12 protein-coding genes are annotated in these 26,217 nt (G+C 55.8%); 1 reads left to right on the plus strand and 11 read right to left on the minus strand.

Annotated features, from left to right (window positions below):
- The 11 genes from BM323_RS00245 to BM323_RS00295 all read right to left on the minus strand — a co-directional run bounded on the left by BM323_RS00245 (position 1) and on the right by BM323_RS00295 (position 24,568).
- Positions 1 to 1,143 (minus strand): efflux RND transporter periplasmic adaptor subunit, encoded by a 1,143-nt coding sequence (locus BM323_RS00245; protein ID WP_008107983.1) that lies wholly within the window; start codon positions 1,141 to 1,143, stop codon positions 1 to 3.
- 275 nt (positions 1,144 to 1,418) lie between these two features.
- Positions 1,419 to 2,057 (minus strand): aspartate/glutamate racemase family protein, encoded by a 639-nt coding sequence (locus BM323_RS00250; RefSeq protein ID WP_008107981.1) that lies wholly within the window; start codon positions 2,055 to 2,057, stop codon positions 1,419 to 1,421.
- 77 nt (positions 2,058 to 2,134) lie between these two features.
- On the minus strand, positions 2,135 to 2,836 hold the full coding sequence (locus BM323_RS00255; protein WP_008107979.1) for a response regulator transcription factor: 702 nt from the start codon (positions 2,834 to 2,836) through the stop codon (positions 2,135 to 2,137).
- Between the two features lie 48 nt (positions 2,837 to 2,884).
- A complete protein-coding gene (locus BM323_RS00260; RefSeq protein WP_008107977.1) occupies positions 2,885 to 4,801 on the minus strand; it encodes a TolC family protein in 1,917 nt (638 codons plus the stop codon).
- Between the two features lie 13 nt (positions 4,802 to 4,814).
- Positions 4,815 to 6,050, minus strand: coding sequence for an HlyD family type I secretion periplasmic adaptor subunit (locus BM323_RS00265; protein ID WP_008107976.1), 1,236 nt, complete (start codon positions 6,048 to 6,050; stop codon positions 4,815 to 4,817).
- On the minus strand, positions 6,050 to 8,413 hold the full coding sequence (locus BM323_RS00270) for a type I secretion system permease/ATPase (protein ID WP_091003157.1): 2,364 nt from the start codon (positions 8,411 to 8,413) through the stop codon (positions 6,050 to 6,052). The genes BM323_RS00265 and BM323_RS00270 overlap by 1 nt, the downstream gene beginning before the upstream one ends.
- Positions 8,414 to 8,572: 159 nt before the next feature.
- Entirely contained in the window at positions 8,573 to 9,409 is an 837-nt protein-coding gene (locus BM323_RS00275; protein WP_008107974.1) for a hypothetical protein, read from the minus strand.
- Positions 9,410 to 9,458: 49 nt separating this feature from the next.
- Positions 9,459 to 10,358 carry an OmpA family protein gene (locus tag BM323_RS00280; RefSeq protein ID WP_008107973.1) on the minus strand — a complete coding sequence of 300 codons (900 nt, stop codon included), beginning with the start codon at positions 10,356 to 10,358 and terminating at the stop codon, positions 9,459 to 9,461.
- Between the two features lie 49 nt (positions 10,359 to 10,407).
- Positions 10,408 to 11,454 carry an Ig-like domain-containing protein gene (locus tag BM323_RS00285; protein WP_008107972.1) on the minus strand — a complete coding sequence of 349 codons (1,047 nt, stop codon included), beginning with the start codon at positions 11,452 to 11,454 and terminating at the stop codon, positions 10,408 to 10,410.
- 208 nt (positions 11,455 to 11,662) lie between these two features.
- Positions 11,663 to 12,547, minus strand: a complete 885-nt coding sequence (locus tag BM323_RS00290) for an OmpA family protein (RefSeq protein ID WP_008107970.1) — start codon at positions 12,545 to 12,547, stop codon at positions 11,663 to 11,665.
- Positions 12,548 to 12,601: 54 nt separating this feature from the next.
- Positions 12,602 to 24,568 (minus strand): Ig-like domain-containing protein, encoded by an 11,967-nt coding sequence (locus tag BM323_RS00295; protein ID WP_091003160.1) that lies wholly within the window; start codon positions 24,566 to 24,568, stop codon positions 12,602 to 12,604.
- A 378-nt stretch (positions 24,569 to 24,946) separates the two neighbouring features.
- On the opposite strand from BM323_RS00295, the gene BM323_RS24210 reads away from it, so the two are divergent.
- Positions 24,947 to 26,200 (plus strand): hypothetical protein, encoded by a 1,254-nt coding sequence (locus BM323_RS24210; RefSeq protein ID WP_008110011.1) that lies wholly within the window; start codon positions 24,947 to 24,949, stop codon positions 26,198 to 26,200.
- Positions 26,201 to 26,217: the final 17 nt, after the last annotated feature.

Here is a 26,217-nt window from a genome sequence, read left to right on the forward strand (position 1 = left end):
TTACTGGCCTCCGCTGCTGGCGCTGTTCGGCGTCACTTCAACTGCTTTTACCGTCATCCCGGCCTGCACTTTGGCGGTGCCTTCGACAATCAGTTTGTCGCCGCTGTTTAAGCCGCTGGTCACCAGCCAGGTGTTGCCGATAACCCGATCGGTCACCACTTCCCGGCTCTGCACTTTGTTCTCTTTATCCACCACCAGCGCCGTGGCGTTGCCTTTGGCATCTCGCGTGATGCCCTGCTGCGGGGCCAGAATCGCATCGTTTTTAACCCCGTTGGTGACGCTGGCGCGCACATACATGCCCGGCAACAATTCATGCTGCGGATTGGGGAAGATCGCGCGTAGCGTGACGGTTCCGGTGGCTTCATCAACTGCTACTTCGGTCAGTTCCAGCTTGCCGGAATGATCATAATTACTGCCGTCTTCCAGTTTGACCGTCACCGGCACCACATCGCTGCTGTGCTGTAAAGAAGCCTGCTGACGCTTCAGTTTCAGCAGTTGCACGCTGGATTGGGTGAGATCGACATAGATGGGATCAAGCGCGCGGATGGTCGCCAGCGCGGTGGTTTGTGCAGACGTCACCAGCGCACCCGGCGTCACCGACGAGATGCCGATGCGGCCAGAAATCGGCGCTTTGATTTGCGTGTAGTTGAGGTTGATACGGGCGCTTTCGACAGCGGCACGATATTGATCAACCGACGCTACGTTCTGTTGATAGGTTGCCAGCGCATCGTCGGCATCCTGGCGCGACACGCCATTCTCTTTCACCAGCGCGCTGTAACGCGCGGATTTTAACTGGCTGCTTTTGACTAACGCCTGCGCATTTTTCAACTGCGCAACGGCCTGATCGTAACTGGCTTGATAGCTGGCCGCATCAATTTGATAAAGCACCTGGCCGGCTTTAACTTCATCACCTTCGGTAAACAGGCGTTTCTGGATGATGCCGTCCACCTGCGGACGCACTTCCGACACCATGCTGCCCACCACACGTCCGGTGAGCTGGCTATCGAGCGTCACCGGCTCGGTTTGCAGCGTTTTCACGCCGACTTCGGTGGTCATCTCGCCCGCTGGCGGAGCGCTGTTCTGGTCACAGGCGGCGAGCAATAACACCAGCCCGGCGATGGCCGTGCGCTGAAAATTCTTCATGAATAATCCTGTAGTGAACGTTCATTCTCAGTTTTAAGTCTACCAAATCGCAGATGTGGGCGTATGTCAGGAAAATGAAAAGAGCGATCCTGAAAAGCGGCAGCAGAAAAGCGTCCTCTTTGATTGAGGATTTATAGTGGTTAAATCGCGATAGGTTACAAAGTGTTGCTAAAGATAATGAGTAATAAGCATTAATGCAAATGATTATTATTTACAGATGACTTGTAGGGTCGCCATTTATGGCGACCTCCAGCCAGGTGCGCATAAATGCGCCCCTACGAAATATGACTTACAACCTTCAACGCCAATTGCGGGCTGGTTAACGGCTGATTATCCGGTCTAAACAAACTGGTCGCAGCCGCCATCGAAACCTGGGCCAGCGCCACGTGATCCGCGCCCTGCTGTTTCCCTTCTGCCACCGCTTGCGCAATCATCTGCAGATACGCCTCCTGCTGGCCCGCTTTAAACGCCGCCCAGGCGCCAGGAATCAGCTGCACGTCAGGATGCTGTGCAACCGGCAGCGTCGCTGGGCAAAACAGCGCGCGCGTCGCCGCCAGCGTGGATTCTGCCGCACACAGCACCAGCGCTTTTCCCGGCAAACGGTGCACCGCATCGGCCAGCATGCGATCGGTGCGATAAACCGGGCAATCATGCCCTTCAGCGTTAAAACCATCGGCGACCGGGCCCAGCGTCGAGCAGGTAATCAGAATCGCGTCGAACCATGGCGTCAGGCTGTTTAACAACTGTTCCAGCTTGTGCTGCTGCGGCGCGGTCATGCCACCGGTCAGCTCCGCTTCCGCCAGCAAATGTGGCATGACGATATGGCTCAGGGGATTATGGAGGGCCAATGAGCGCGCAGCGTCATCGAAAATAGCGATATTGCTGGCGGCGGTATGCAAACAGGCGATGGTCATAGTGTTCCTGAATAGACGACGGCTAAATAAGAAACACTATAACCTAATGGCGCTTAATATCACTGGATGCGCGTACCTCAGGCGATTTTTTGCTTAAAAAAATCATTGTGGAATTTGAATAGCTCTAAATCACTTTTCATCCCCATTTTCCTGAGCGCATTATTTTTATGTCCGGCGACTGTTTTACGACTGCGCTCAAGTTCTTTGGCAATATCGCTGATCGACATTCCTGACAAGAAATAGCTGATCACCGTCGTTTCACTGGGTGTTAACAGTTTATCCAGTACGGATGAAGCATCCACATCATGAGAGTGCGGCTTAGGCAGATAGTCATTATTTTTGCCGGTGAACTGCACCAGTTGTTCCGCGATAGCAGGCGGAATAAACCGCTGACCATGCGCTACAGTACGAATCGCGGAGCTATAGACTGTGCCACTCTCGCGTTTAGATATATAGCCTTTGATACCCAACATATAAGCCGCCCGGATAACTGCCATACTTTCAACAGAAGTAGATAACAGAATATTGATGTCAGGATAGCGGCTTAACAGCGATTTAATCAGGGACAATCCATCCTGATCTTCAGCCAATAATAGATAATCAAGGATCAGAACATCGCATTTTACAAACTGTAACTGAGTAAATAGCTCCGCACTTTCACCATAACTGCCAACCAGCTTTAAATCTTTTTCTTCATCACACAGAATTTTAAATGATTGACGAAATATCGGGTGATCGTCCAGTAAAGCCAGGCGAATTTTCCGTTTGATATTGCTCATAATGCTCTCAAAAAAAGACGCCTCTCAAAATATGAGAGGCGCAATGAATTAACGTGGCTGAGGATTATTTTTTAGCCAATTCATTAACTGGCCTGCGCTGGCGTAGCCGCGGAAAATAGCACTGTAGCCATCAAAACGGTTGGTCACTTCGCCAACACGGTTGTTGTAATAATCTGATTCAGCACTCAGTACATCGAGCAAGGTACGCTTGCCGAGGTGGTACCACTGGTCAAAGAAGTCCAGACGAATGCGGTCAGATTCACGCGTCAGATTGCGATACAGATCGGCACGTTGCAGCATCGAACGGGCATCCTGATCGGCGGCACGCACGCGTTGTTTCAGATCATCGCGCTGATTATCGGCTTGCTCACGCATCGCTGCGGCACGCTGCACCGCCGCACGTTCTGCAGCACTGGCGGAACCGCCACGGAACAGCCCCCAACTGACGTTAATCCCGGTTTGCCATGCCTGCTCACGACCGTAGTAATCTTTGCCGGTGTCTTTGCTCACCACCCAGTTGATCTTCGGTAAAGAAGAGGATTTCAACGCATCCGCTTCAGATGATGCGGCCAGAGACTGCGCGCGCGCTTGTGCCAGCGTAGGGTGTTTATCTACCTGCGCCAGCAACGCATCCAGCAGAGCGGGTTGTAACTGCCACTGCATTGATGGCGGCAACGGTACCTGGCTTTCGCCCAGTAAACGATACAGTTGAATTTCAGTGTCACGCGCTTTTGCTACGGCGTTATCCAGTGCGGATTGCGCCTGCAGATAACGGCCGGTGGCCTGTGTCAGCTCACTGCGACGGCCCTGGTCAGCTTCAACAATGCCGCTCAACATTTTCACCAGTTCCTGCATACGCGCAACGTATTGCTTACTCATTTCAATGATCAGGCGCTGCTTACTCAGCTCCACCAAACCATTACTAACTTGCCATGCCAAATCTTCTGCCTGCGCGGTATTCTGGAAATCTGCCGCTTTAACCGAGAACTCTTTGCTTTTAATGGTGTTACTGGTTTGACCAAAATCGATCAGATTGGTCGCCACGTTAACGCCGAAGGCCGGCATATTGCTGTCGCTGGCATTGCGGTTGCCTTTACCAAATTCATAACGGCGTGAGTTAGAGGTGACATCAACCTGCGGCCAGCGCTGGCCTTTAGCATTGCTGACATCCTCTTTTGCCGCTTCCACTTGCAGTTGGGTGCTGCGTAATTGCGGACTGCGCTCCAGCGCCGTCATTACGGCACGATAAAATATGCCGCGCAGTTCCAGCTCGCCCGGACTGGCACGTTGCACCGTCACCGGCGCTTTCGCCACCGATAACGCCGGTTCAGGCGTTAACTGCGGCTGACCTACGCCTGGTAAGCTGCTGGCGACCGGTTCACTGGACGGCGCCGGACGGAACACCGGCAGTTCAGATTTCGCACTGATCCTCAACGATTCACTCGGTACCACACGCGAAGGTTCAGCGGCCTGACGAATCGGTGCCGGAGCCTGGGTCTCGATCGTCGAGGAAGCTAGCAATTTCACCGGGGGTGCGCTTTCAACTTGCGGCGTGGTAATCGCTTCTTGCGCCTGCTCCAGCAAAGGTTTAGCTGGTGGGGTGGAAACCGTGACCACCGGATTAGCAAGTAAAGGCGTGGCCGGCAGTGTTGACGGCGCGGGCATACTCAGTACCGGCTTAGAGGCCACCACCACCGGTTTTGCCACAGGCGGCTTGCTTACTGGCACGGCGGGCGCACGCTTCTGCGTCTGGGTTTGCTGCACCAGCATTTTCGCCATCGCGTCGGCAGAAACCGAATTACTGGTGCGCACCGGCGCCACTGGCGCGGATTTTTGCTGTTTGCTCAGATCGACAAACATCAACAGTTCGTCATCATCATTGGCGTAAAGACCGCCACTTTCCATCGCCATCAACGCGCCAACTAACAGCGGTAACAGGCGCAATGAGGTGTTTATCTTTTTCATTGTCGTCTCTCTGTTAGCGTTCGCGGAAAGCTTCACGCGCTTTCATCACCGGTTTCAGCAGGTAATCAAGGATGGTTTTTTCACCGGTTCGGATCTCAACCGAAGCAATCATGCCGGGAATAATCGGAAGTGCTTTGCCACCGGCATTTAAGGTGCTGGTTTCGGTCAGCACCATCACGCGGTAATAGGTATCGTCGGGGCGACCAGCGGCGGCTTTACTGTCATCTTTCAGCGTGTCCGGACTGATGAACTCCACCTGGCCTTTTAATCCACCGTAAATGGCGTAGTCATAGGCGGTGATTTTCACCGTGGCCGGCAAACCGGGATGGAGGAACGCAACATCGGAAGGACGGATTTTGGCTTCAACCAGCAGCTGATCTTCCAGCGGCACAATCTCAAGGATGTGTTCACCGGGCTGAATAACCCCGCCAATGGTGTTAAAGCGGATGTTCTTCACGGTGCCGCGAACCGGTGCGCTGATGGTGGTGCGCTCCATGATGTCGGCACGGCCAATCAGGTTTTCACTGGTTTGCGACAGTTCCAGCTCCAGCTTATTCAACTCGGAGTTGGCATCGGCCTGATAGCGGTTACGGCGCTCAACAATTTGCGACTGAATTTCGTTGGCCTGACGGCGCATACGCAGCAGTTCGACTTCGGATAACAAGCCACGCGACGCCAGCGGTTCTGCCAGACGAATCTCACGCATGGAAAGCTCATAGCTGCGCTGCAGCGCACTTACCGAATCATCCAGCGCACGTTTACGCGCCTGATAGGCTTTAGTTTCCTGCTCGATGACGGTTTGGTCTTTTTGTACCTGCTCATCATCAAAACGCAGCGGTTGGTTGTAAGCTTCGGCACGCAGACGCGCAATGGTGGCTTTCAGCCCCACCACTTTGCTCAGAGCTTCGCGGTAGCTGGCCTGTGCGCGCGTTGGGTCAATTTTCAGCAGCACCTGGCCGCGTTCCACTTCCTCACCTTCACGCACGTTCATCTCGGCTAAAATCCCGCCCTCAAGGCTCTGTATAATCTGCTCGCGGCTCTTCGAAATAATTTTGGCTTCGCCTTTGGTGATCTCTTCCACGCGGGCAAAATGTGCCCAGGTTAACCCACCCGCCAGCACCGCAATCACAATCCACATCACCATGCGCGAGCCTGGTGTGCGTTGGCTTAGCAGTGATGACTGGATGTCATTCATGAAATCGGCGTCGGCATCCGACAATTTGGGTTTGCGACTAAATAAGCTAAACATTATGCAGATACCTCAACATCACTTTTGCCATCAGCGTTTGTTGCGGCGCGACGGTTAACCATCGGGGCTGCTGGCTTTTCGCTGGTTTGATTCGCAGCAGGATTCGGTTCAGCGTTCGCTGCCGGTTGTTGCGCTGCGGTTTTTACCTGGCCGGTTTTGGCTGGCGGCGTGGGTTGGCCGCTTAAGCGCGCCAGCACGGTCTCTTTCGGCCCATCAATCGCCACTTTGCCGTTATCAATCACAATCACACGATCAACTAATCCCAGCAGTGAAGGACGGTGCGTTACCATCACCAGCGTTTGGCCTTGCGTTGCCGCATGTAAATGCTTCAGGAAAATCTGCTCAGTTTGGCTGTCCATGGCGCTGGTCGGTTCATCCAGTAGCAGTACTTCCGGGCGGCTCAGCAAGGTACGCGCTAAGGCAACTAACTGACGTTGACCACCGGACAAGCTGCAGCCGTTCTCACCCACCGGCAGGTTGATGCCCAGCGGATGGCGTGCCGCAATCTGATCGAGACCGGTTAAGCGCAGCACGCGCAGGAACTCATTCGGTGCTGCATCCGGCATACCGAGCATCACGTTTTCACGCAGTGAGCCGTAGAACAGACGCGAATCCTGGCTGACAAAGCCAATGTGACGACGCCAGTCCGCCGGGTCGATCTGGTTAACATCCAGACCGTCGGTAAACAGCTGTCCTGCGGTCGGCTGATAAAGACGCGCCATCAGGCGCAGCAGCGTCGATTTGCCGCTCCCAATTGCGCCCAGAATGGCAATGCGCTCACCGGCTTTGATATCGATGTTGATGCCCTTGAGAATCTCGGGATTCGGCTGCATCGGCGGTGCTGGATAAGAGAAGCCCACCGCTTTCAGCGTGATGTCACCTTTCAGCTCCGGGTTAGGGATGTATTCTTGTTCTGGATTGTGGTCGGTCGGCATCTCCATCAGTTTATTTAGCGATGACAGCGCCGCTTTCGAAGATTGATAACGCGTTGCCAGGCCAATCACCTGCCCCAACGGTCCGGTTGCACGTCCAGCCAGCATCACCGTACCGATCAGGCCACCCATCGTCAGGTCACCGGCATCGATCATGTAGACGCCAATCAGAATCAGCATCACCGTCTGGAACTGTTGCAGGAAAGTCACTGCCGTCGTGGCCAGCGTAGAATAACGTTTGGATTTAGAACCGCTGGCGGCCTGTAAGGCGCTGAATTTCTGCCAGCGACGTTGCATATGTGCCTGGCCGTTGGTGGCTTTTAACGTTTCCATGCCTTCGATTGATTCAATCAGCACGCCCTGCTTCAGCGCCGAATCTTTCATGTTTTCACGCATGATCTTCGCCAGCGGCCACTGAATGATCACGCTGATCAGGATGATAAGCGGCAACATCAGCAGCGGCACGAAGCCCAGCGGGCCGGAGATCATAAAAATCACCCCGACAAACAGCAGCACGAACGGCAAGTCAGCCAGTGCAGCCAGCGTGGCAGAGGAGACAAAGTCACGCAGAGATTCGAACTCACGCAGTTGGTTAGCGAAGGTGCCCGATGAAGCCGGTTTATGCTCCATGCGCACCGCTATCGCCTGGCGGAACAGGACGCTGCCGACAATCAAATCCGCCTTTTTACCGGCGGTATCCAGCAGGTGGGCACGGATAAAACGCGTTAATGCTTCAAACAGCATTGCCACGGTGACGCCGATCGCCAGTGACCATAAGGTGACAAATGCCTGGTTAGGAATGACGCGGTCATAGACGTTCATGGTGAAGAAAATACTCGCCAGCGCTAACACGTTAATCAGCACTGATGCGATGGCCGCGCTGCGATAATAACGGCGATAGCGCCATAAGGTGCTGAACAACCAGTGCTTCTGGTTTTCAGGTAGACCCTCTTCTACGCGGCGATCCACTTTGGCAGTAGGTTTGGCGAAAATAGCAAAACCGCTGTACCACTCTGCGATTTCGGCGTGTTCAATTTCTACCGGCGTTTCGCCCACTTCGGGCAGAATCACCTGATAGAAGTAGGTCATTTTCTCTTCGGCATTTTTCTTCCGCACGCGGTCCAGCAAAATGCAGCCGCCGGAACCTTTACGTACCAGAATCACCGGCATGATCTGCTGCGGCACATCCCACAGGCTGCGCTCGACCAGGCCGCCAGTGATGCCAGCGCTTTCAAGCGAGGTCAGTGCCAGCGACGGAGAAAGAAAGACATCTTTCGGCAATCCGGCCGTCAGCGCGTCAAAGCTGCGCCCCTGACCATAGTGACGGCAGATCCAGTCCACGCTTTGCAGCAAGGTATCGTCAATGCGCGTTTGCACTCGCGCCAGTGACTGGAGTTCCTGCTGTTGGTTATCAGTTTCTGTTGCGTTCATGCACCGCATCTCTTTTTAAATAATTCGGCCCGACATAGCTCCGGGAATGTGGGAAAATTCTCGCTTTTGTGCGAACTCCCTGATACGAGCCGGGTCTTGCTTTAGCGGGTTAACGGGTTATTTTTTCCGGTAACCAATTGATAAAAATAAAATAGATTCTTAGCGAACCAAAATCTGCACGCGTGGATTGTCTCCAGGACAATCGCTGCCACAGTGGACAAACTCAGCGCGAATCAAGGCATCGGGAATAGCGGCTAAGGTCAGCGCATTGCGAATCGCTTTTGCCTTGCTGCGCAACACGCCCTCGCCGTCGGTACGGGTCTCGAGACGCAGAATGACGCTGTGCAACAACGGGTGCTGCTGGCGTACCGTCACCACCATTTCATTCAATGCTTCCATGCCCTGATCGCTCAGCATCATGATCCCGCCTGTCTGTTTGAACAGCTCATTGCTGGTGAACAGGTAATGACTGGCGCTTTGCGCTGCGGCACGGTCATAGACACAGGGCACAATGTCGGTGGCACGAGAACGCGCATGAATCTGACGACGTGACTGCTTCACTTCGCTTTCACCCTGCTGTCGATGCACCGCGCTGGGCGGCTGCTGCAGTTGCTGCTGCTCGTCTACACGCAGGTAATAAGTGGTGCCGCCCATTAAATCCGCCATATAGCGCCCCTGGGTTTTACCGAGATATTGTGGGTCGTTGACGAACGCTCCCAGCGTGTGAGAGCCGGCTTTCAGGCAAAAACTGGTGAATCCACCGGGCAATAAACTGGTGTGATAACGTCCATCGACATACACGTTGGCTGGCGCAGGATGAATAGCGCTGCCTTTTGCGCGGTAGTACACAATCTGCGTCAGCTCGCGTACTACAGGCGGAACCGCCTGATACTTGTCACCGAAGGTATTGGGCGCCTGTAGCATCGCGGAGGATGGCAGCGCGCTGAGCAGCCCAGCCAGAAGCACTCCGCTGGAGATCAGAGAGTTGTTGAACACGTTATTACCTCATGAAAAAGCCAGCCGGGAATCGCGGCTGGCGGGAATGTTATTGGCTGGTTTCGACGCGCACGATGACGCGGCGGTTAGGTGCGTTACACGCTATGTTAGCTTTGCCAGCCGTTGGTCGACACTGCACCACCGGTTGGCTGCTGCCCATGCTGCGCGTAGTGAGCTTGTCACCCGAGATACCCATCTGCATCATCAGTTGTTTAACCGATGCAGCGCGGGCGGCACCCAGTTTCTGATTGCGTGCGCCGTTGCCGATGGCATCGGTATGGCCGATGATTTCAATGCGGTTGTTCTGTTCATTGTTCTGCTTCAGACGCGTAACCAGCGCTTCAATGGCCTGACGCCCTGCTGGCTGCATATCCTGCACACCAGATTTAGCGAAGCTAAACAGCACATCACTGCCAAGGGTGTAATCCATCGACGGTTTTTGGTCGTAATTGCAGGCTTCGACCGCCGAGGCACGCGACAGCGCATGTTTCTGCAAACGCAGCGTACTCAGTTGCTGCTCCGCATCGGCGCGTTTTACCGCCAACGGACGACCGTTAACTTCACCGTCCACCTGCACAAAGTAGGTTTTGCCGCCTTTCAGGGTGGCACTGAAACCGGGCTCGCTTTTACCTTTGTAGAACGGCGCATCTTTTTGATAGGCACCCAGCGTATGGCTGCCCTGCGCCACGCAGAAGCGGGTAAACATGCCCGGTAATAACGCCGCCTGGAATTCGCCGTCGATATACACCATCGCGGCATCTTTACCGCTCACCGCTGGCGTGCGGTAGTAGATCACCTGCGCCTGATTACCGGCTGGCGTACCTTGGGATTGCCACACTTCACCAAAGGCGCGTGGGTCAACCGCTGCTTGTGCCAGCGATGAAACACTGCTCATAACCACGCCGCAGATGATTAATGTCAGCAGCATGCTGCGATCTAAACTGTTCATTTTGATTCTCCCCGGCAACGCTCCTGCCGGACTTGTGGATTTAAGGCGTTCAGACCGGGAAGTGGCCTGTGCTCGATAAGTCATCCAGCGTGTTGCTGGTATGGTCGTTCACCGGGCTAACTAACGACTCTGCGTTCAGCTCTTCCGGCAGCGACAGTTGTGCCCAACTCATTAGGTCACTGTCTGCGGGTAGTAAATCTTCCATGCTCAGCGCTTCCGCTGCGGGCACGCTGCTGGTGTCGATAATCACCACTGCGGGATCGGAAGGTGCGGATACCGCGCCTTGCGGATCGGTCACCACCACCACAAATTCGTGTTGCCCATCGGTGAGCGGCGCTTCTGGCGTGAATTGCCAGTTGCCTGCAGCATCGACAACAGCAGTGCCAATCACGCTGCCGTTATCACTGATTTCCACCGATGAATCGGGCTGCAAACCGCTGCCACTTAGTGTCGGCTGGCTATCGTCGGAGGTGGCTTCCGGTGCGATAGCACCCTGCTCTGCGCCGACGTCATCGGTAATGTTATCAATCAGCGCTTTGCCGTTTGCCGTATCGTCTGTGGGCAATTCTTCGATGGCTTCAGGAGGCGCTGCGTCGTGCTTGTCATCTTTGTGGTTATCGCCGGTGATAAACACCAACGCGGCGGCTGTTCCCAGCACGCCAACCGCGATCAGCCCCATCGCCAGCGCATTGCTATCAACCGAGAGATTTTCCAGCTGGGCAGCATTTTCCTGGCTCAGGAGCACCGGAGACATTTCGCCATCCTGCAACGCGGCCGGATCCTCGGCGCGATCGGCATTGGCCGAGCTGTAGTTGTGCCAATCGCCCGCTTCACCACGGCCAATCAGTTCTCCGGGATGGTCGTAATAGTTTTCGATGATCAGCTGTGGCTGATCGTGGCCTTCCAGCATCAACCACAAATTTTTTCCGCTGCGCTTTACCGTGATGTTCTGCGGGCCGACTAGCTTGTCGCCTTCAGCCAACACGTAACGTGCGCCTTTTACCGCTTTAATCGTGACCGGATTAGAACTGGCACTGAGACTTTCGGCCTGAATGATGCGCTGACCGCTTACCACCGCCAGATTGACGTCAACCATTGCTTTTGTTTCCTCGCTCTGGGCGATGCGTCCGCGCTATCGCCGCTGCCGTCGGAAATTTCCGAGGGCTGTTAAACATGCTGAGCATTAGACAGGAAAGGTCTGAATCCCAGCCACAGGCCGGGTCTTGGATGGCGATAAGCGGAGGAAAACAGGCAAAAAAAATGCCGGGGCAATCGCCACCGGCATAGGACAAATCAGTCAGAAATTACTGCGTTTGCACGCGCACCACCACGCGACGGTTAGGGGCGTTGCAGCTGATCTGCTCGGCACGCGAGCCGCTACACTGCACTACCGTCTCATTGCTGCCGGCGCTGCTGGCACTCAGGTTGCGAGCAGGCAAGCCGCCCTCGATCAGCAACATGCGCACAGTGTTGGCACGCTGCTGGCCAAGACGCAGGTTGGTGGCCGCTTTACCGATCGGATCGGTATGGCCGATAACCTGAATACGGTTCAGCTGCACGCCGTCTTTATTCAGCTTGCCAATCAGCTCGCTGATCGCCTGACGTCCCTGGTTAGAGATATCGTTGCGCCCCGCTTTACCGAAGTTAAACAGCACATCGCTCGACAACGCATAATCCATGGTCGGCTGAGCGGTGTAACGACAGTTTTCCACCGCCGAGGCACGGCTCAGCGTGTGCGCCTGCGCCTTCAGGATTTTCAGCTCACGCTGCGCCTGTTGCAGATTGACCTGCAACGGGCGACCCAGCGCATCAGGATCGACCTTCACGTAGTAAGTTTTACCGCCGGCAAAGGTGTCGCGATATGGCTGCATCTCTTTGCCTTTGTAGTACGGCTCATCCTTCATAAAGCCACCGAGCGAGTGACTGCCCGGTGACACGCAGAAGGTGGTGAACATGCCCGGCAACAGCGCCGACTGATATTCGCCATCCACATAGATGTGCGTAGCATCGCTGCCTGCCACCTGCGCGGTACGGTAATAGACAATCTGCGCCTGGCTGGCTGGCACGCTGGCAACCGGCTGATACGCCGCGCCAAACACCTTTTCGTTATTCACAGCGGCCTGTGCAGCAACGGTAAACAGACCACCTGCCACCATTACCGCAATCAGTGAAGCGTTAAATTTAGTCATGACTCCTCCACGGAGGCCCGGTTGGGCCCCCGATTTGATTGTTGAATTGATGGATTAATGGTTGTTCAGGTTGGTCTGCACACCTTGCTGGATTAACAGCTCAGTATCCGTTCCTTCATGCTGATACACCTCGTACTGCACGCCACCGACGGTGACGGTGCCTTCAGCTTTGGCCCAGTTGCCTGGGTCAGTGCCGTCTGGCAGCAGATCGGAGAGGTTCACCACATCGCCCTCGTCGCCTTTGATCATCAGCTGTTTGGTGTTATCGGCGGTGAAGGCATGCTCTTCACCGTGCGCTAACACATCACCGAGGCTGATATTCAGCACATTCGCTTCACTGTTAGCCATATCGACCACGGTGACATTCATGTTGCTATCTGCCAGTGTGCTGAAGTCGATGGGTTGCTCGGTATATTCGATGGACAACGTTTTATGAGTTGCATCGTAATGACTTTGCGGTTGCTCATTCGAATTAAGCGCTAATAAGCTTAATTCATCATTTAATGTATCAGTATCACTCCCAAATGGGCTTAAGAAACTGCGGGTGGTTTGTTGTCCCCAAGTAAGATCATCAAGAGCAAAACCGTCAGCATCATTTGTATAAATTGACACTTTAGCGATAGTTTTGCCATTTGGTGCTACATAGTTAACAGGCACCCTATCATAATAATTAGTTGAACTATAAGTATCGGTAAATAACAAATCATTGTTTTCGTCGAAGAATTTAACTACACCGCTACCGTATCCTCCCGCCGAGTTTCCCCAGGTTGTAAGTATAAAGGACATGTCACTTGTATTACCCACTGACAATACAATTGTACAATTCTGTTCGATCCACAAATGCCCACCTACTGTTAAATCTCTTAAGCGTGCTGATGGATAGTCATATTCCAAAACTTGTAATCCTGAGGGTAAAACGGTCCCAACAGCAAAAAAGTAATCGTAATTAGAGTTATATGGATAATTAGTAAAGTTTTCACTCCCTTTAGTTGATGTTGAAATGATGTTAATTTCGTAATCTGCGGATTTAGCAGAGATATTTCCGGCGCTATCAGTTGCTTTCACATAGAAATTATGTGAGCTTCCTACTTGCAGGGCTGTTGGTGTAAATATCCAGTTTCCTGCCCCATCAGTTTGAACCGAGCCGATCTCTGTAGCACCATCATAAATTGTGACAATGCTATTCGCTTCAGCCTTACCTACCAGCGTTGGCGTGGTGTCATCGGTTGTACCGCCATTGGCAATATCACCTTGTGACGCACCAACATTGTCAGTAATGGTCGTTATCACCGGGGCGTTTGGTGCAACCGTATCAACCGTCACAGTGTAGGTTGCAGACTGCGCCGAGGTATTACCCGCCGCATCGGTTGCCTTCACGTAGTAGCTGTAGGTGGCGCTTGCCAATGCTGCCGGTGTCCAGCTCCATGCTCCAGTGCCAGTTGCAGTCGTACTACCTAACACGCTTCCGGTAGATGAGTAGATCGTCACCACACTTCCCGCAGCTGCCGTACCACGCAACTCAGGACGGTTGTCATTGGTGATGCCGTTATGCGCCACCAGGGCGTTATACACGCCACCCGCGACATCATCCCATGCGCCGCTGATGACCGGTGCGTTTGGCGCCGTGGTGTCCACGTTCACCGCCCAGCTGTTTGACACCGGCGAGGTGTTACCCGCCGCGTCCGTCGTCACCGTGGTCAGCGTGTGCACGCCGTCCGCCAGTGCCCCCGTTAACTCCAGCGACCACTTGCCGTCCGCGCCCACTTTCACGCTGCCCAGCACGGTGTTGCCTTCGCGAATTTGCAGCACACTGTTGGCTTCCGCCGTGCCGCTGAACGTCGGACGATTGTCGTTGGTCAGACCGCCGTTGGCAATCGCACCCACAATTCCCCCCGCAACGTTGTCCGCCGCGCCGCTGATGACCGGCGCGTTTGGCGCCGTGGCATCCACGTTCACCGCCCAGCCGTTCGATACCGGCGAGGTGTTACCCGCCGCGTCGGTAGTCACCGTAGTCAGCGTGTGCACGCCGTCAGCCAGCGCCGCCGGTAACTCCAGCGACCACTTGCCGTCCGCGCCCACTTTCACGCTGCCCAGCACCGTGTTGCCTTCGCGAATCTGCAGCACGCTGTTGGCTTCCGCCGTGCCGCTGAAGGTTGGACGGTTATCGTTGGTCAGACCGCCGTTAGCAATCGCACCCACTACGCCGCCCGCGACGTTGTCTTCCGCGCCGCTGATGACCGGTGCGTTTGGCGCCGTGGCGTCCACGTTCACCGCCCAGCTGTTTGACACCGGCGAGGTGTTGCCCGCCGCGTCCGTCGTCACCGTGGTCAGCGTGTGCACGCCGTCAGCCAGCGCCGCCGGTAACTCCAGCGACCACTTGCCGTCCGCGCCCACTTTCACGCTGCCCAGCACGGTGTTGCCTTCGCGAATTTGCAGCACGCTGTTGGCTTCCGCCGTGCCGCTGAACGTCGGACGGTTGTCGTTGGTCAGGCCGCCGTTAGCAATCGCACCCACGATGCCGCCCGCGACGTTGTCTTCCGCGCCGCTGATGACCGGTGCGTTTGGCGCCGTGGCGTCCACGTTCACCGCCCAGCTGTTCGACACCGGCGAGGTGTTGCCCGCCGCGTCGGTGGTCACCGTGGTAAGCGTGTGCACGCCGTCCGCCAGCGCCGCCGGTAACTCCAGCGACCACTTGCCGTCCGCGCCCACTTTCACGCTGCCCAGCACCGTGTTGCCTTCGCGAATTTGCAGCACGCTGTTGGCTTCCGCCGTGCCGCTGAACGTCGGACGGTTATCGTTGGTCAGACCTCCGTTGGCAAGTGCGCCTACAACTCCGCCCGCCACGTTGTCCGCCGCGCCGCTGATGACCGGCGCGTTTGGCGCAACGGTATCCACGTTCACCGCCCAGCTGTTTGACACCGGCGAGGTGTTGCCCGCCGCATCCGTGGTCACCGTGGTCAGCGTGTGCACGCCGTCACGCAGCGCCGCCGGTAACTCCAGCGACCACTTGCCGTCCGCGCCCACTTTCACGCTGCCCAGCACGGTGTTGCCTTCGCGAATTTGCAGCACGCTGTTGGCTTCCGCCGTGCCGCTGAACGTCGGACGGTTGTCGTTGGTCAGCCCACCGTTAGCAATCGCCCCCACGATGCCACCCGCGACGTTATCCTCCGCGCCGCTGATGACCGGTGCGTTTGGCGCCGTGGCATCCACGTTCACCGCCCAGCTGTTTGACACCGGCGAGGTGTTGCCCGCCGCATCGGTGGTCACCGTGGTCAGCGTGTGCACGCCGTCAGCCAGCGCCGCCGGTAACTCCAGCGACCACTTGCCGTCCGCGCCCACTTTCACGCTGCCCAGCACGGTGTTGCCTTCGCGAATTTGCAGCACGCTATTGGCTTCCGCCGTGCCGCTGAACGTCGGACGGTTGTCGTTGGTCAGACCGCCGTTAGCAATCGCACCCACGGTACCGCCCGCGACGTTGTCTTCCGCGCCGCTGATGACCGGCGCGTTTGGCGCAACGGTATCCACGTTCACCGCCCAGCTGTTTGACACCGGCGAGGTGTTGCCCGCCGCGTCCGTGGTCACCGTGGTCAGCGTGTGCACGCCGTCAGCCAGCGCCGCCGGTAACTCCAGCGACCACTTGCCGTCCGCGCCCACATGCACGCTGCCCAGCACGGTGTTGCCTTCGCGGATCTGCAGCACGCTGTTGGCTTCCGCCGTGCCGCTGAACGTCGGACGGTTGTCGTTGGTCAGACCGCCGTTAGCAATCGCCCCCACAATGCCGCCCGCGACGTTATCTTCCGCGCCGCTGATGACCGGTGCGTTTGGCGCAACGGTATCAACTTCAATATTGAACGCCGGTGACTTAGGTGAAACGTTGCCAGCTTCATCCATCGCTTTGGTATAAAACTCATGCATGCCTTCTCCCAGATTGGTAGAAGGTGTCCAGCTCCATTTACCCGCAGAATCTGCGGTGGTGCTGCCTTGCACTGAACCGTCAGCTTTATAAATGGTTACGATGCTGCCAGCCTCTGCTGTACCACGCAGCTCAGGTGTTGGATCGTTGGTCACACCACCATTCGCAATAGAACCATTAAATACACCACCCTGAACATCGTCCCATGCATCAACGATAGCTGGCGCCAGTGGAGCCTGAGTATCAATGATAATGGTATACGGATCAGACTCTTCGGAGCTGTTGCCCGCAGGGTCGGTGACGATGACGGTGAAGTCATGTGCGCCTTCATTCAGCGGGGTATCCGGCGTGAACTGCCAGCCGCCGTTCTCATCCGCCACCGCCGAGCCAATCGGCTGGCCGTTGTCGATGATGGTGACCACGTCACCCGGCTGCAGGCCGCTACCTTCAAGACGTGGCGTGGTGTCGTCGGTCACGTCACCGTTGCCCACGCTGCCCTGGATTGGGCCCACGTCGTCAATGATGTCACTGATACCGTCGCCGCCGGTGCCGCCTTCGCCCGGTTTGGTTGGCGCGGTGGTGTCGATGACCAGTTCAAACTCCGCCGTTGGCGCGCTGACGTTACCGGTCGCATCGGTGGCTACCGCAGTAAACTTATGCGGGCCTTCGCTCAGCGCCGCTGCCGGCGTGAAGCTCCACTTGCCGAATCCGTTCGCCTGCACGGTGCCCAGCGACGTTTTACCGTCAAAGATTTCCACGATGCTGTTGGGCTTCGCCATACCGACCAGCGTCGGCGTGTCATCGTTAGTGACGGTGCCAGACGCCATGTTGCCGGTATACGCCTCAACATCGTCAATCGCGTAGTCGATGCTGACAATCAGGTCAGACAGGTCAACGATGAAGTCGATCGGGTCTGACGGGTTGCTCTGGTTGCCGGCCGGGTCTTCGATGATCACGATAACGCTGTGCTCGCCTTCCTCCAGCGGGGTCTCCGGGGTGAACTCCCAGCTGCCGTCTTCACCGACGATGGTGCTGCCGATCACGTCATCATTGTCTTTAACGATCACGGTGTCGCCCGGCTCGCCGGTGCCGCCGAAGGTCGGGGTGCTGTCGTCGGTGGTGTCGCCGTCCAGGATCGGACCGGTGATCGGGCCGACGTTGTCTTCCGCCGTTACATCATCCGCTGCATCCGGTGCAGTGACGTCGATTTCCAGTGCAAAATCACCGCTCGCAACGATCTGACCTTCAGTATCTTTCACTTCCGCACGGAAGTTATGCACACCTTCGGCAAGATCGGCTGTTGGCGTCCACCTCCAGCGACCATTGCTGTCAGCTACTACGCTGCCCTGTGCTTTGCCGTCCATCACGATAGTGACCACGTCGCCCGCTTTCGCCGTACCCTGCAACTCAGGGCGCGCGTCGTTGGTGACGTCGCCGCTGTGCAGCATGCCGGTTTTCGCCTCCACGTCGTCCCACGCGCCGGTGATGGCCGGGGCCGTGGCGTTACCGCCCGCGATCAGCTCAAAGCCGATGCTGTTGGAGTCGTCGCTGACGTTGCCCGCCGGGTCCTGCGCCTTCGCGGTGAACTCGTGGTCGCCGTTCAGCAGCGGCGGAACCGGAATGAACGACCAGTTGCCGCCCGCATCCGCCACGGTGCTGCCGATAACCACGCCGTTGTCGGAGATGATCACCGTGCTGCCCGCTTCCGCGGTGCCGCTGATTTCCGGCTGCGCGTCGTCGGTGGTGCCGCCGTTGGCAATCGGGCCGGTCACGTCGCCCTGGTCGTCGATAATCTGTTTGATCACCGGCGCTTCAGGTGCTTCGGTATCGACGATAACCGTGTACGGATCCGACTCTTCGGAGCTGTTGCCCGCCGGGTCGGTCACGATAACGGTGAAGTCGTGCGCGCCGTCGTTCAGCGGGGTATCCGGCGTGAACTGCCAGCCGCCGTTCTCATCCGCCACCGCCGAGCCGATTGGCTGGCCGTTGTCAATGATGGTGACCACGTCGCCCGGCTGCAGACCACTGCCTTCCAGCGTCGGGGTGGTGTCGTCGGTGACGTCGCCGTTACCCACGCTGCCCTGGATCGGGCCCACGTCGTCAATCACGTCGCCGATGCCGTCGCCGCCGGTGCCGCCTTCGCCCGGCTTGGTCGGTGCGGTGGTATCAATTACCAGCGCAAACTCCGCCGTCGGTGCGCTGACGTTGCCGGTCGCGTCGGTGGCTACCGCAGTGAACTGGTGCTCGCCTTCGCTCAGCGCCGTCGCCGGCGTGAAGCTCCACTTGCCGAACGCATTCGCCTGCACGCTGCCCAGCGAGACGCCGCCGTCGAAGATCTCAACGATGCTGTTGGGCTTCGCCATGCCGACCAGCGTCGGGGTGGCGTCGTCCGTCAGCGTGCCGCTGCTCATGTTGCCGGTGATGCTGCCCGCGTCGTCAATCGCGTAATCGATGCTGACAATCAGGTCGGACAGGTCAACGATAAAGTCGATCGGGTCGGACGGATTGCTCTGGTTGCCCGCCGGATCTTCGATGATCACGATGATGCTGTGCTCGCCTTCCTCCAGCGGGGTCTCCGGGGTGAATTCCCAGCTGCCGTCTTCGCCGACGATGGTGCTGCCGATCACGTCGTCACCGTCTTTAACGATCACGGTGTCGCCCGGCTCGCCGGTGCCGCCGAAGGTCGGGGTGCTGTCGTCGGTGGTGTCGCCGTTGCTGATCGGACCGGTGATCGGGCCGACGTTGTCTTCCGCCGTCACGTCATCCGCCGCGTCCGGTGGGGTAACGTCCACTTCCAGCTGGAAGTTGCCGCTGGCGGTTTTGTTGCCCGCCGCGTCGGTGACTTCCGCGCGGAAGCTGTGCTTGCCTTCGCTCAGGTCAGCCGCCGGCGTCCACGACCACTGGCCGTTCGCATCCGCCACTACGCTGCCCTGCACCTTGCCGTCCATCACGATGGTGACAATGTCGCCGGCCTGTGCGGTACCGCGCAGCTCAGGACGCGCGTCGTTGGTGACGTCGCCGCTGTGCAGCATGCCGGTCTTCGCTTCCACGTCGTCCCACGCGCCGGTAATGGCCGGGGCCGTGGCGTTGCCGCCCGCGATCAGCTCAAAGCCGATGCTGTTGGAGTCGTCGCTGACGTTACCCGCCGGGTCCTGCGCCTTCGCGGTGAACTCGTGGTCGCCGTTCAGCAGCGGCGGAACCGGAATGAACGACCAGTCGCCGTTGGCATCCGCCACGGTGCTGCCGATAACCACGCCGTTGTCGGAGATGATCACCGTGCTGCCCGCTTCTGCAGAACCGCTGATTTCCGGCTGCGCGTCGTCGGTGGTGCCGCCGTTGGCAATCGGACCGGTCACGTCGCCCTGGTCGTCGATGATCTGCTTGATCACCGGCGCCGCAGGCGCTTCGGTATCGACGATCACCGTGTACGGATCCGACTCTTCGGAGCTGTTGCCCGCCGGGTCGGTGACGATAACGGTGAAGTCGTGCGCGCCGTCGTTCAGCGGCGTATCCGGCGTGAACTGCCAGCCGCCGTTCTCATCCGCCACCGCCGAGCCGATTGGCTGGCCGTTGTCGATGATGGTGACCACGTCGCCCGGCTGCAGACCACTGCCTTCGAGGGTCGGGGTGGTGTCGTCGGTGACGTCGCCGTTGCCCACGCTGCCCTGAATTGGGCCCACGTCGTCAATCACGTCGCCGATGCCGTCGCCGCCGGTGCCGCCTTCGCCCGGCTTGGTCGGTGCGGTGGTATCAATTACCAGCGCAAACTCCGCCGTTGGTGCGCTGACCGCGCCAGTTTTCGGATCGGTTGCCGTTGCGGTAAACGCATAGCTGCCATCCTGCAGAGCAGGCGTAGTGAAACTCCAGCGACCAAAACTGTCAGCCTGCACGCTGCCGACCGGACCGTTCGCATCGCTGATGATCACCATGCTGTTAGGTGTCGCTTTACCGACCAGTGTTGGCGTGTCGTCGTTGGTGGTGGTGCCCGATGCAATGTTGCCAGTATGTGCTGCAACGTCGTCAATCGCGTAGTCAATGCTAATAACTACGTTGCCGGTGCCGACATCGAATTCAATTGGCGTGCTTGGGTCTGACTCATTACCCGCTTCGTCACGAATAACCACGATAATTTCGTGATGGCCGTCTTCCAGTGGGATTTCCGGGGTGAATTCCCAGTGGCCGTCTTCACCCACAATGGTAGAGCCAATGATGTCATCGCCATCTTTAATGATAACGGTGCCGCCCGGCTCACCTTCGCCACCAATGGTTGGCGTGCTGTCGTCAGTGGTATCACCGTTTTCGATTGGTCCGACAATCGGGCCAACGTTATCCTCGGCACCTACATTTTCTGCTGCATCCGGTGGCGTTGCGTCGATCTCCAGCTGGAAGTTGCCGCTGGCGGTTTTGTTGCCCGCCGCATCGCTCACTTCAGCGCGGAAGTTGTGCTTGCCATCCGTCAGATCGACTGCCGGCGTCCATGTCCACTGGCCATTGCCGTCAGCCACCACGCTGCCCTGCGCTTTGCCATCCATGATGATGGTGACAATTTCGCCCGGCTGCGCGGTACCGCGCAGTTCAGGACGCGCATCGTTGGTCAGCGCGCCGTTATCCAGCATGCCGGTAAACGCTTCCACGTCGTCCCATGCGCCAATAATGGCCGGAGCCGTGGCGTTGCCGCCGGCGATCAAATCAAAGCCGATGCTATTAGATTCGTCGCCGATATTGCCCGCTTTATCCTGGGCTTTTGCCGTGATGTCGTGATCGCCGTTCATCAGCGGTGGAACCGGAATAAACGACCAGTCGCCGTTCTCATCGGCTTCGGTGCGACCGATTTCCACGCCTTTGTCATAAATGATGACGGTGCTGCCCGCTTCTGCGGTACCGCTGATTTCCGGCTGTGCATCGTCGGTGACGCCGCCGTTCTGGATCGGACCGGTCACGCTGCCCTGGTCGTCAATGATCTGTTTAATCACCGGCGCAGCTGGCGCTTCAGTGTCAACAACAATCAGATAAGGGTCAGACTCTTCAGAGCTGTTGCCTGCCGGGTCGGTGACGATAATCGTGAACTCGTGATCACCTTCGTTCAGCGGGGTATCCGGTGTGAACTGCCAGCCACCGTTCTCATCTGCGACCGCTGAGCCGATTGGCTGGCCGTTGTCGATGATGGTGATTACGTCGCCCGGTTGCAGGCCACTGCCTTCAAGCGTTGGCGTAGTGTCGTCAGTCACGTCGCCGTTGCCCACGCTGCCCTGAATTGGGCCTACGTCATCAATGATGTCGCCGATGCCGTCGCCGCCGGTACCGCCTTCGCCAGGTTTGGTTGGCGCATCAACATCAACGATCAATACAAATTCAGCGGTAGGTGCGCTGATGATGCCGTATTTAGGATCGGTTGCAGTTGCGGTGAAGCTGTGTGAGCCCGCGCTCAGTGCTGGCGTGGTGAAACTCCAGCGGCCAAAGCTGTCGGCTTGTACGCTGCCGATTGGACCGTTTTCATCGCTGATGATCACCAGACTTTTCGGTGTTGCTTTACCGACCAGCGTCGGCGTGTCGTCGTTGGTTAAGGCGCCGGACGCCATATTACCGGTGTGCGCGACTACATCATCAATCGCATAGTCGATGCTGATGATGACGTTAGAAGGGTCAACGATAAACTCGATCGGATCGGATGGGTCACTCTGGTTGCCCGCCGGATCTTCGATGATAACGATGACGCTGTGTTCGCCATCCTCCAGCGGGGTTTCAGGGGTGAATTCCCAGCTGCCATCTTCACCCACAATAGTGGTGCCGATGATTTCATCATTGTCTTTAATAATAACGGTATCGCCCGGATCGCCAGTGCCACCGAAAGTCGGTGTGCTGTCGTCGGTGATGTCACCATCTTTGATCGGACCGATAATTGGACCGACGTTGTCTTCTGCCGTGACGTCGTCAGCAGCGTCTGGGGCCTGGGTATCGATTTGCAACTGGAAGTTGCCGGTAGCGGTTTTGTTGCCTGCCGCGTCTGATACTTCGGCACGGAAGTTATGAATACCGTCTTTCAGGTCCGCATCTGGCGTCCACGACCACTGACCGTTGGCATCCGCCGTCACGCTGCCCTGTGCTTTGCCATCCATGATGATAGTGACAATTTCGCCCGGCTGTGCGGTACCACGCAGTTCAGGACGCGCGTCGTTGGTCAGATCGCCGTTGTGCAGCATGCCGGTTTTGGCTTCAACATCGTCCCATGCGCCGGTAATCGCCGGAGCCGAAGCGTTGCCGCCTGCGATCAGGTCGAAGTCAACTTTGTTAGATTCGTCGCCGATGTTACCGGCTTTATCTTGAGCCTTGGCGCTCAGTTCGTGGTCGCCGTTCAGCAGTGGCGGAACCGGCGTAAATGACCAGTCACCGTTTTCATCGGCTTCGGTGCGACCGATTTCCACACCTTTGTCATAAATGATGACGGTGCTGCCCGCTTCTGCGGTACCGCGAATTTCCGGCTGAGCGTCGTCGGTGGTGTCGCCGCTGTTGATTGGGCCGACTACGTCGCCCTGATTGTCGATAACATCGGTGATGACCGGCGCATCTGGTGCGGTGGTGTCGACGATGACTAACCAAGGCTCTGACTCTTCGGAGACATAACCGGTTGAGGTTTCAATAATGATGGTGAAGTTGTGGTCACCTTCAGGAAGCTCAGGATCCGGCGTAAACTGCCAGCCACCATTTTTATCAGCTACAGCACTACCAATGATGGTGCCGTTATCTTTAACGATGATAATTGAACCAGGCGTCTGGAAAGAGCCTTCAAGGGTAGGCGTGGTATCGTCAGTAATACCGCCATTGCTGATTGAACCAGTGATTGTGCCGACATCATCAATAACGTCGTCAATGCCTGGCGTACCGTCCTGGCCTGGAATGCCAGGAATGCGGGTATCGATGTTGACATCATAAGGATCGGAAGGTTCTGAACGGTTGCCAGCTGGATCACGGGCAACGACTTCAACGGTGTGTTCACCGTCTTTCCACGGCTCAGTTGGGGTGTATTCCCAGGTGCCATCGTCTTTAACAATGGTGCTGCCCACTTCTTTACCGTTGTCGATAATGATAGTGGTATCGCCTGGCTCTTGCCCGCTACCGCTGAAGGTTGGCGTATTATCATTGGTCCAGTCGCCGCTGGCGAGTGGTCCGGTTTTAGGTTCGAAATCATCAAATACCTGACCAATTTCAGGGCGTGCTGGCGGATCGGTATCAATGATCACGATGAACTCTTCACCCGGTGCGCTCTCGTTACCTGCAGGATCGCGCTCTACCAACTCGAAGCGATGTTCACCATCTTCTAGAGGAGTTTCTGGCGTCCACGTCCAGCTGCCGTCTTCGCCGACAATGGTTGAACCGATAATTTCGCCTTTATCGCGAATAATAATGGTATTGCCAGGTGTGCCTTCGCCACTCAAAGTTGGCGTGCTGTCATCAGTGATGCCGCCATTACTGATTGGACCCGTGAATTCGCCCGCATCATCCATTACTTCTTTCAGGCTGGGAGGAAGAACAATGAAACCACCGTCTCCATCGCCGTTGTCGCCGTTGTCGCCACCATTACCGTTACCGCCTTTATCACGGTGATGTGCAATTGCGGTTGCCAAACCTGCTGCAGCAATAATGCCAGCCAACGCACCCAAAGCCAGCAATGCAGGAGACAACGCTAACGGAGCCAGTGCTAACCCGTCCAGACTACCAATTGAGCCTGCACCTAATACCAGCGCAGAAGACTCACCATCCATCAGGAAGGCGGCTTCATGATCGCTGTCGCCATCAGTCGAAATGTATTCGTGCCACTGACCATCTTCAGCTTTACCCACCAGTTCGCCTGGTTTGTCGAAGAAATCTTCGATAATGAGCTGAGGCTGATCCAGCTCGGTTCCTTCAAGGAACACATGCAAATCTTTACCTACACGCTTAACGGTGATGTTCTCTGGCGCGAAGCCCTTTTCACCTTCAGCAAGAATATATTTGGCCCCTTTGACGGCCTTGAATTTTACCGCTTTACCCGCTTTTTCCGCGCGCAGCACATCGGTTTTAACAATGGTGTTGTTCTCCACCATTGCTGCGTTGACTTGTACGAGACTCATATAGACCCTTTTTAAGCAATTAATTTCCTGCCCGGTTTGGGCGATACCCGAAACCGGGCGGTAATGGCTGGGTGGTCTGATGTGATCCTTGCCCAGATAGCAGCATGTTTTACAGATGTGTCTGAGAGGAAAATACGGGCTGAGTCTTGGATGAATTAAGGTGGGTTAATTACAATAAATCGAGAATATAAAGTGGGTTATTTGATCTTAGATTAAGAAACATTATGAAATCTATTGTACTGGACTTCCTGACGCTTCAATAACTGGTTTTTAGCACAAAACCGAGACTGGGCTTGGTCCAATAATCAGAAAACCCCTTCAGAATTTAAGGTAATTGCAGGAGAAATCCTGCGTCATTATCGAAATTAAGGTATTAATATGCCCGTTACTCAGCACACAGCATTGACGCTAAATAATGAAGATCTCGCTTTATCGCAAACACATCATTTAAAGGGCTATGCCGCAATATCTAAATCCAGCCAGTCTCTTGATGAGGTTGAAGCAGAAGAACGCCATGGTGGACAGTATCATTTGCGCCATCATCTCAGTGGTTGTTCACAAACACTTCATGTAATTGATTTCAGTGAGATAGTCGCTTCTGGTAGTGCGCCTGCTGACTCAACACTATCATTAATGCCGAACGAAAATGCTCAACAAACAACCGCGATGGCAGCTAATACGCACATCGGAGATTCGCCAGTTGAACTCCTCGCGGCAACCGTTATGCCACAACCTTTACTTGCTGAATTTGCTTCAAACATACAAAATGGAAATGTAACTTTTGACGCGTCTGAAGACATAAAATTGAGTCGCCAACAAACTGCTAATGAAACGATTACACTCAGAGAGCTGAAAGCAATTACGGAGTATAATCCGATTACATCAAGCGCCGAAAATCTTGAGAATAGTGTTAAACCTGGTGCGGTCGACAATAATATGCAATACGATAATTGGCAGATTAATGATTCCATCGAGACTCAGCTTAACGAAAATGGGCAACTAGTCATTAATGACTCGCTAGTCGAAAACAGCACGCTATTAACCCAGAAATTACAGATTAGTGCAAATAGCCATTATCAATTTAATATGCGGATGATTATGGATGATCACTCTGAGCCCCCTGCTTTTTCCTTGAATGTTGATGGTCAGGAAATTTTGTTAACTGCTGTTCGTGTGGCTGAAGGCTATCAACTTCGTGGAGAATTTACCTCATCAGACACGGACACAAAAACCATTTCATTGGTGGCTAAAAGCCCATTAGCTTCGGGCCATCATCTGTATATTGATCATCTTGTCTTTGAAGTTATGCTGCCAAAGCCGGTTTCTGTACATCTGCCTGAAGAAACGGTGTTTGATTTTGCAGCCATTACAGTGATTGAACCAGAGATCATCAGTAATAAAGCTGAAGTTACATTTACTGATAAGAACTTACTGGTGGATGTCCATGCAGAGCTGGCTATTACACCTGCCGTTGAACCCAGCGAAGCAATGGCTGATATTACGTTGGACTCGATTTCAGGTGATGTTAAGGCAGAGCATTGGAATACGATTGCAACAAATGAATCGGTAGCGCTGATGATTATGCCAACGGAAGTTGAGTTGCAGATTAATCCATTAGAGGAACAGCTTTAAATCTTTTGTCTCCACCC

The organism is Pantoea sp. YR525 (assembly GCF_900116775.1).
Lineage (GTDB): Bacteria > Pseudomonadota > Gammaproteobacteria > Enterobacterales > Enterobacteriaceae > Pantoea > Pantoea symbiotica.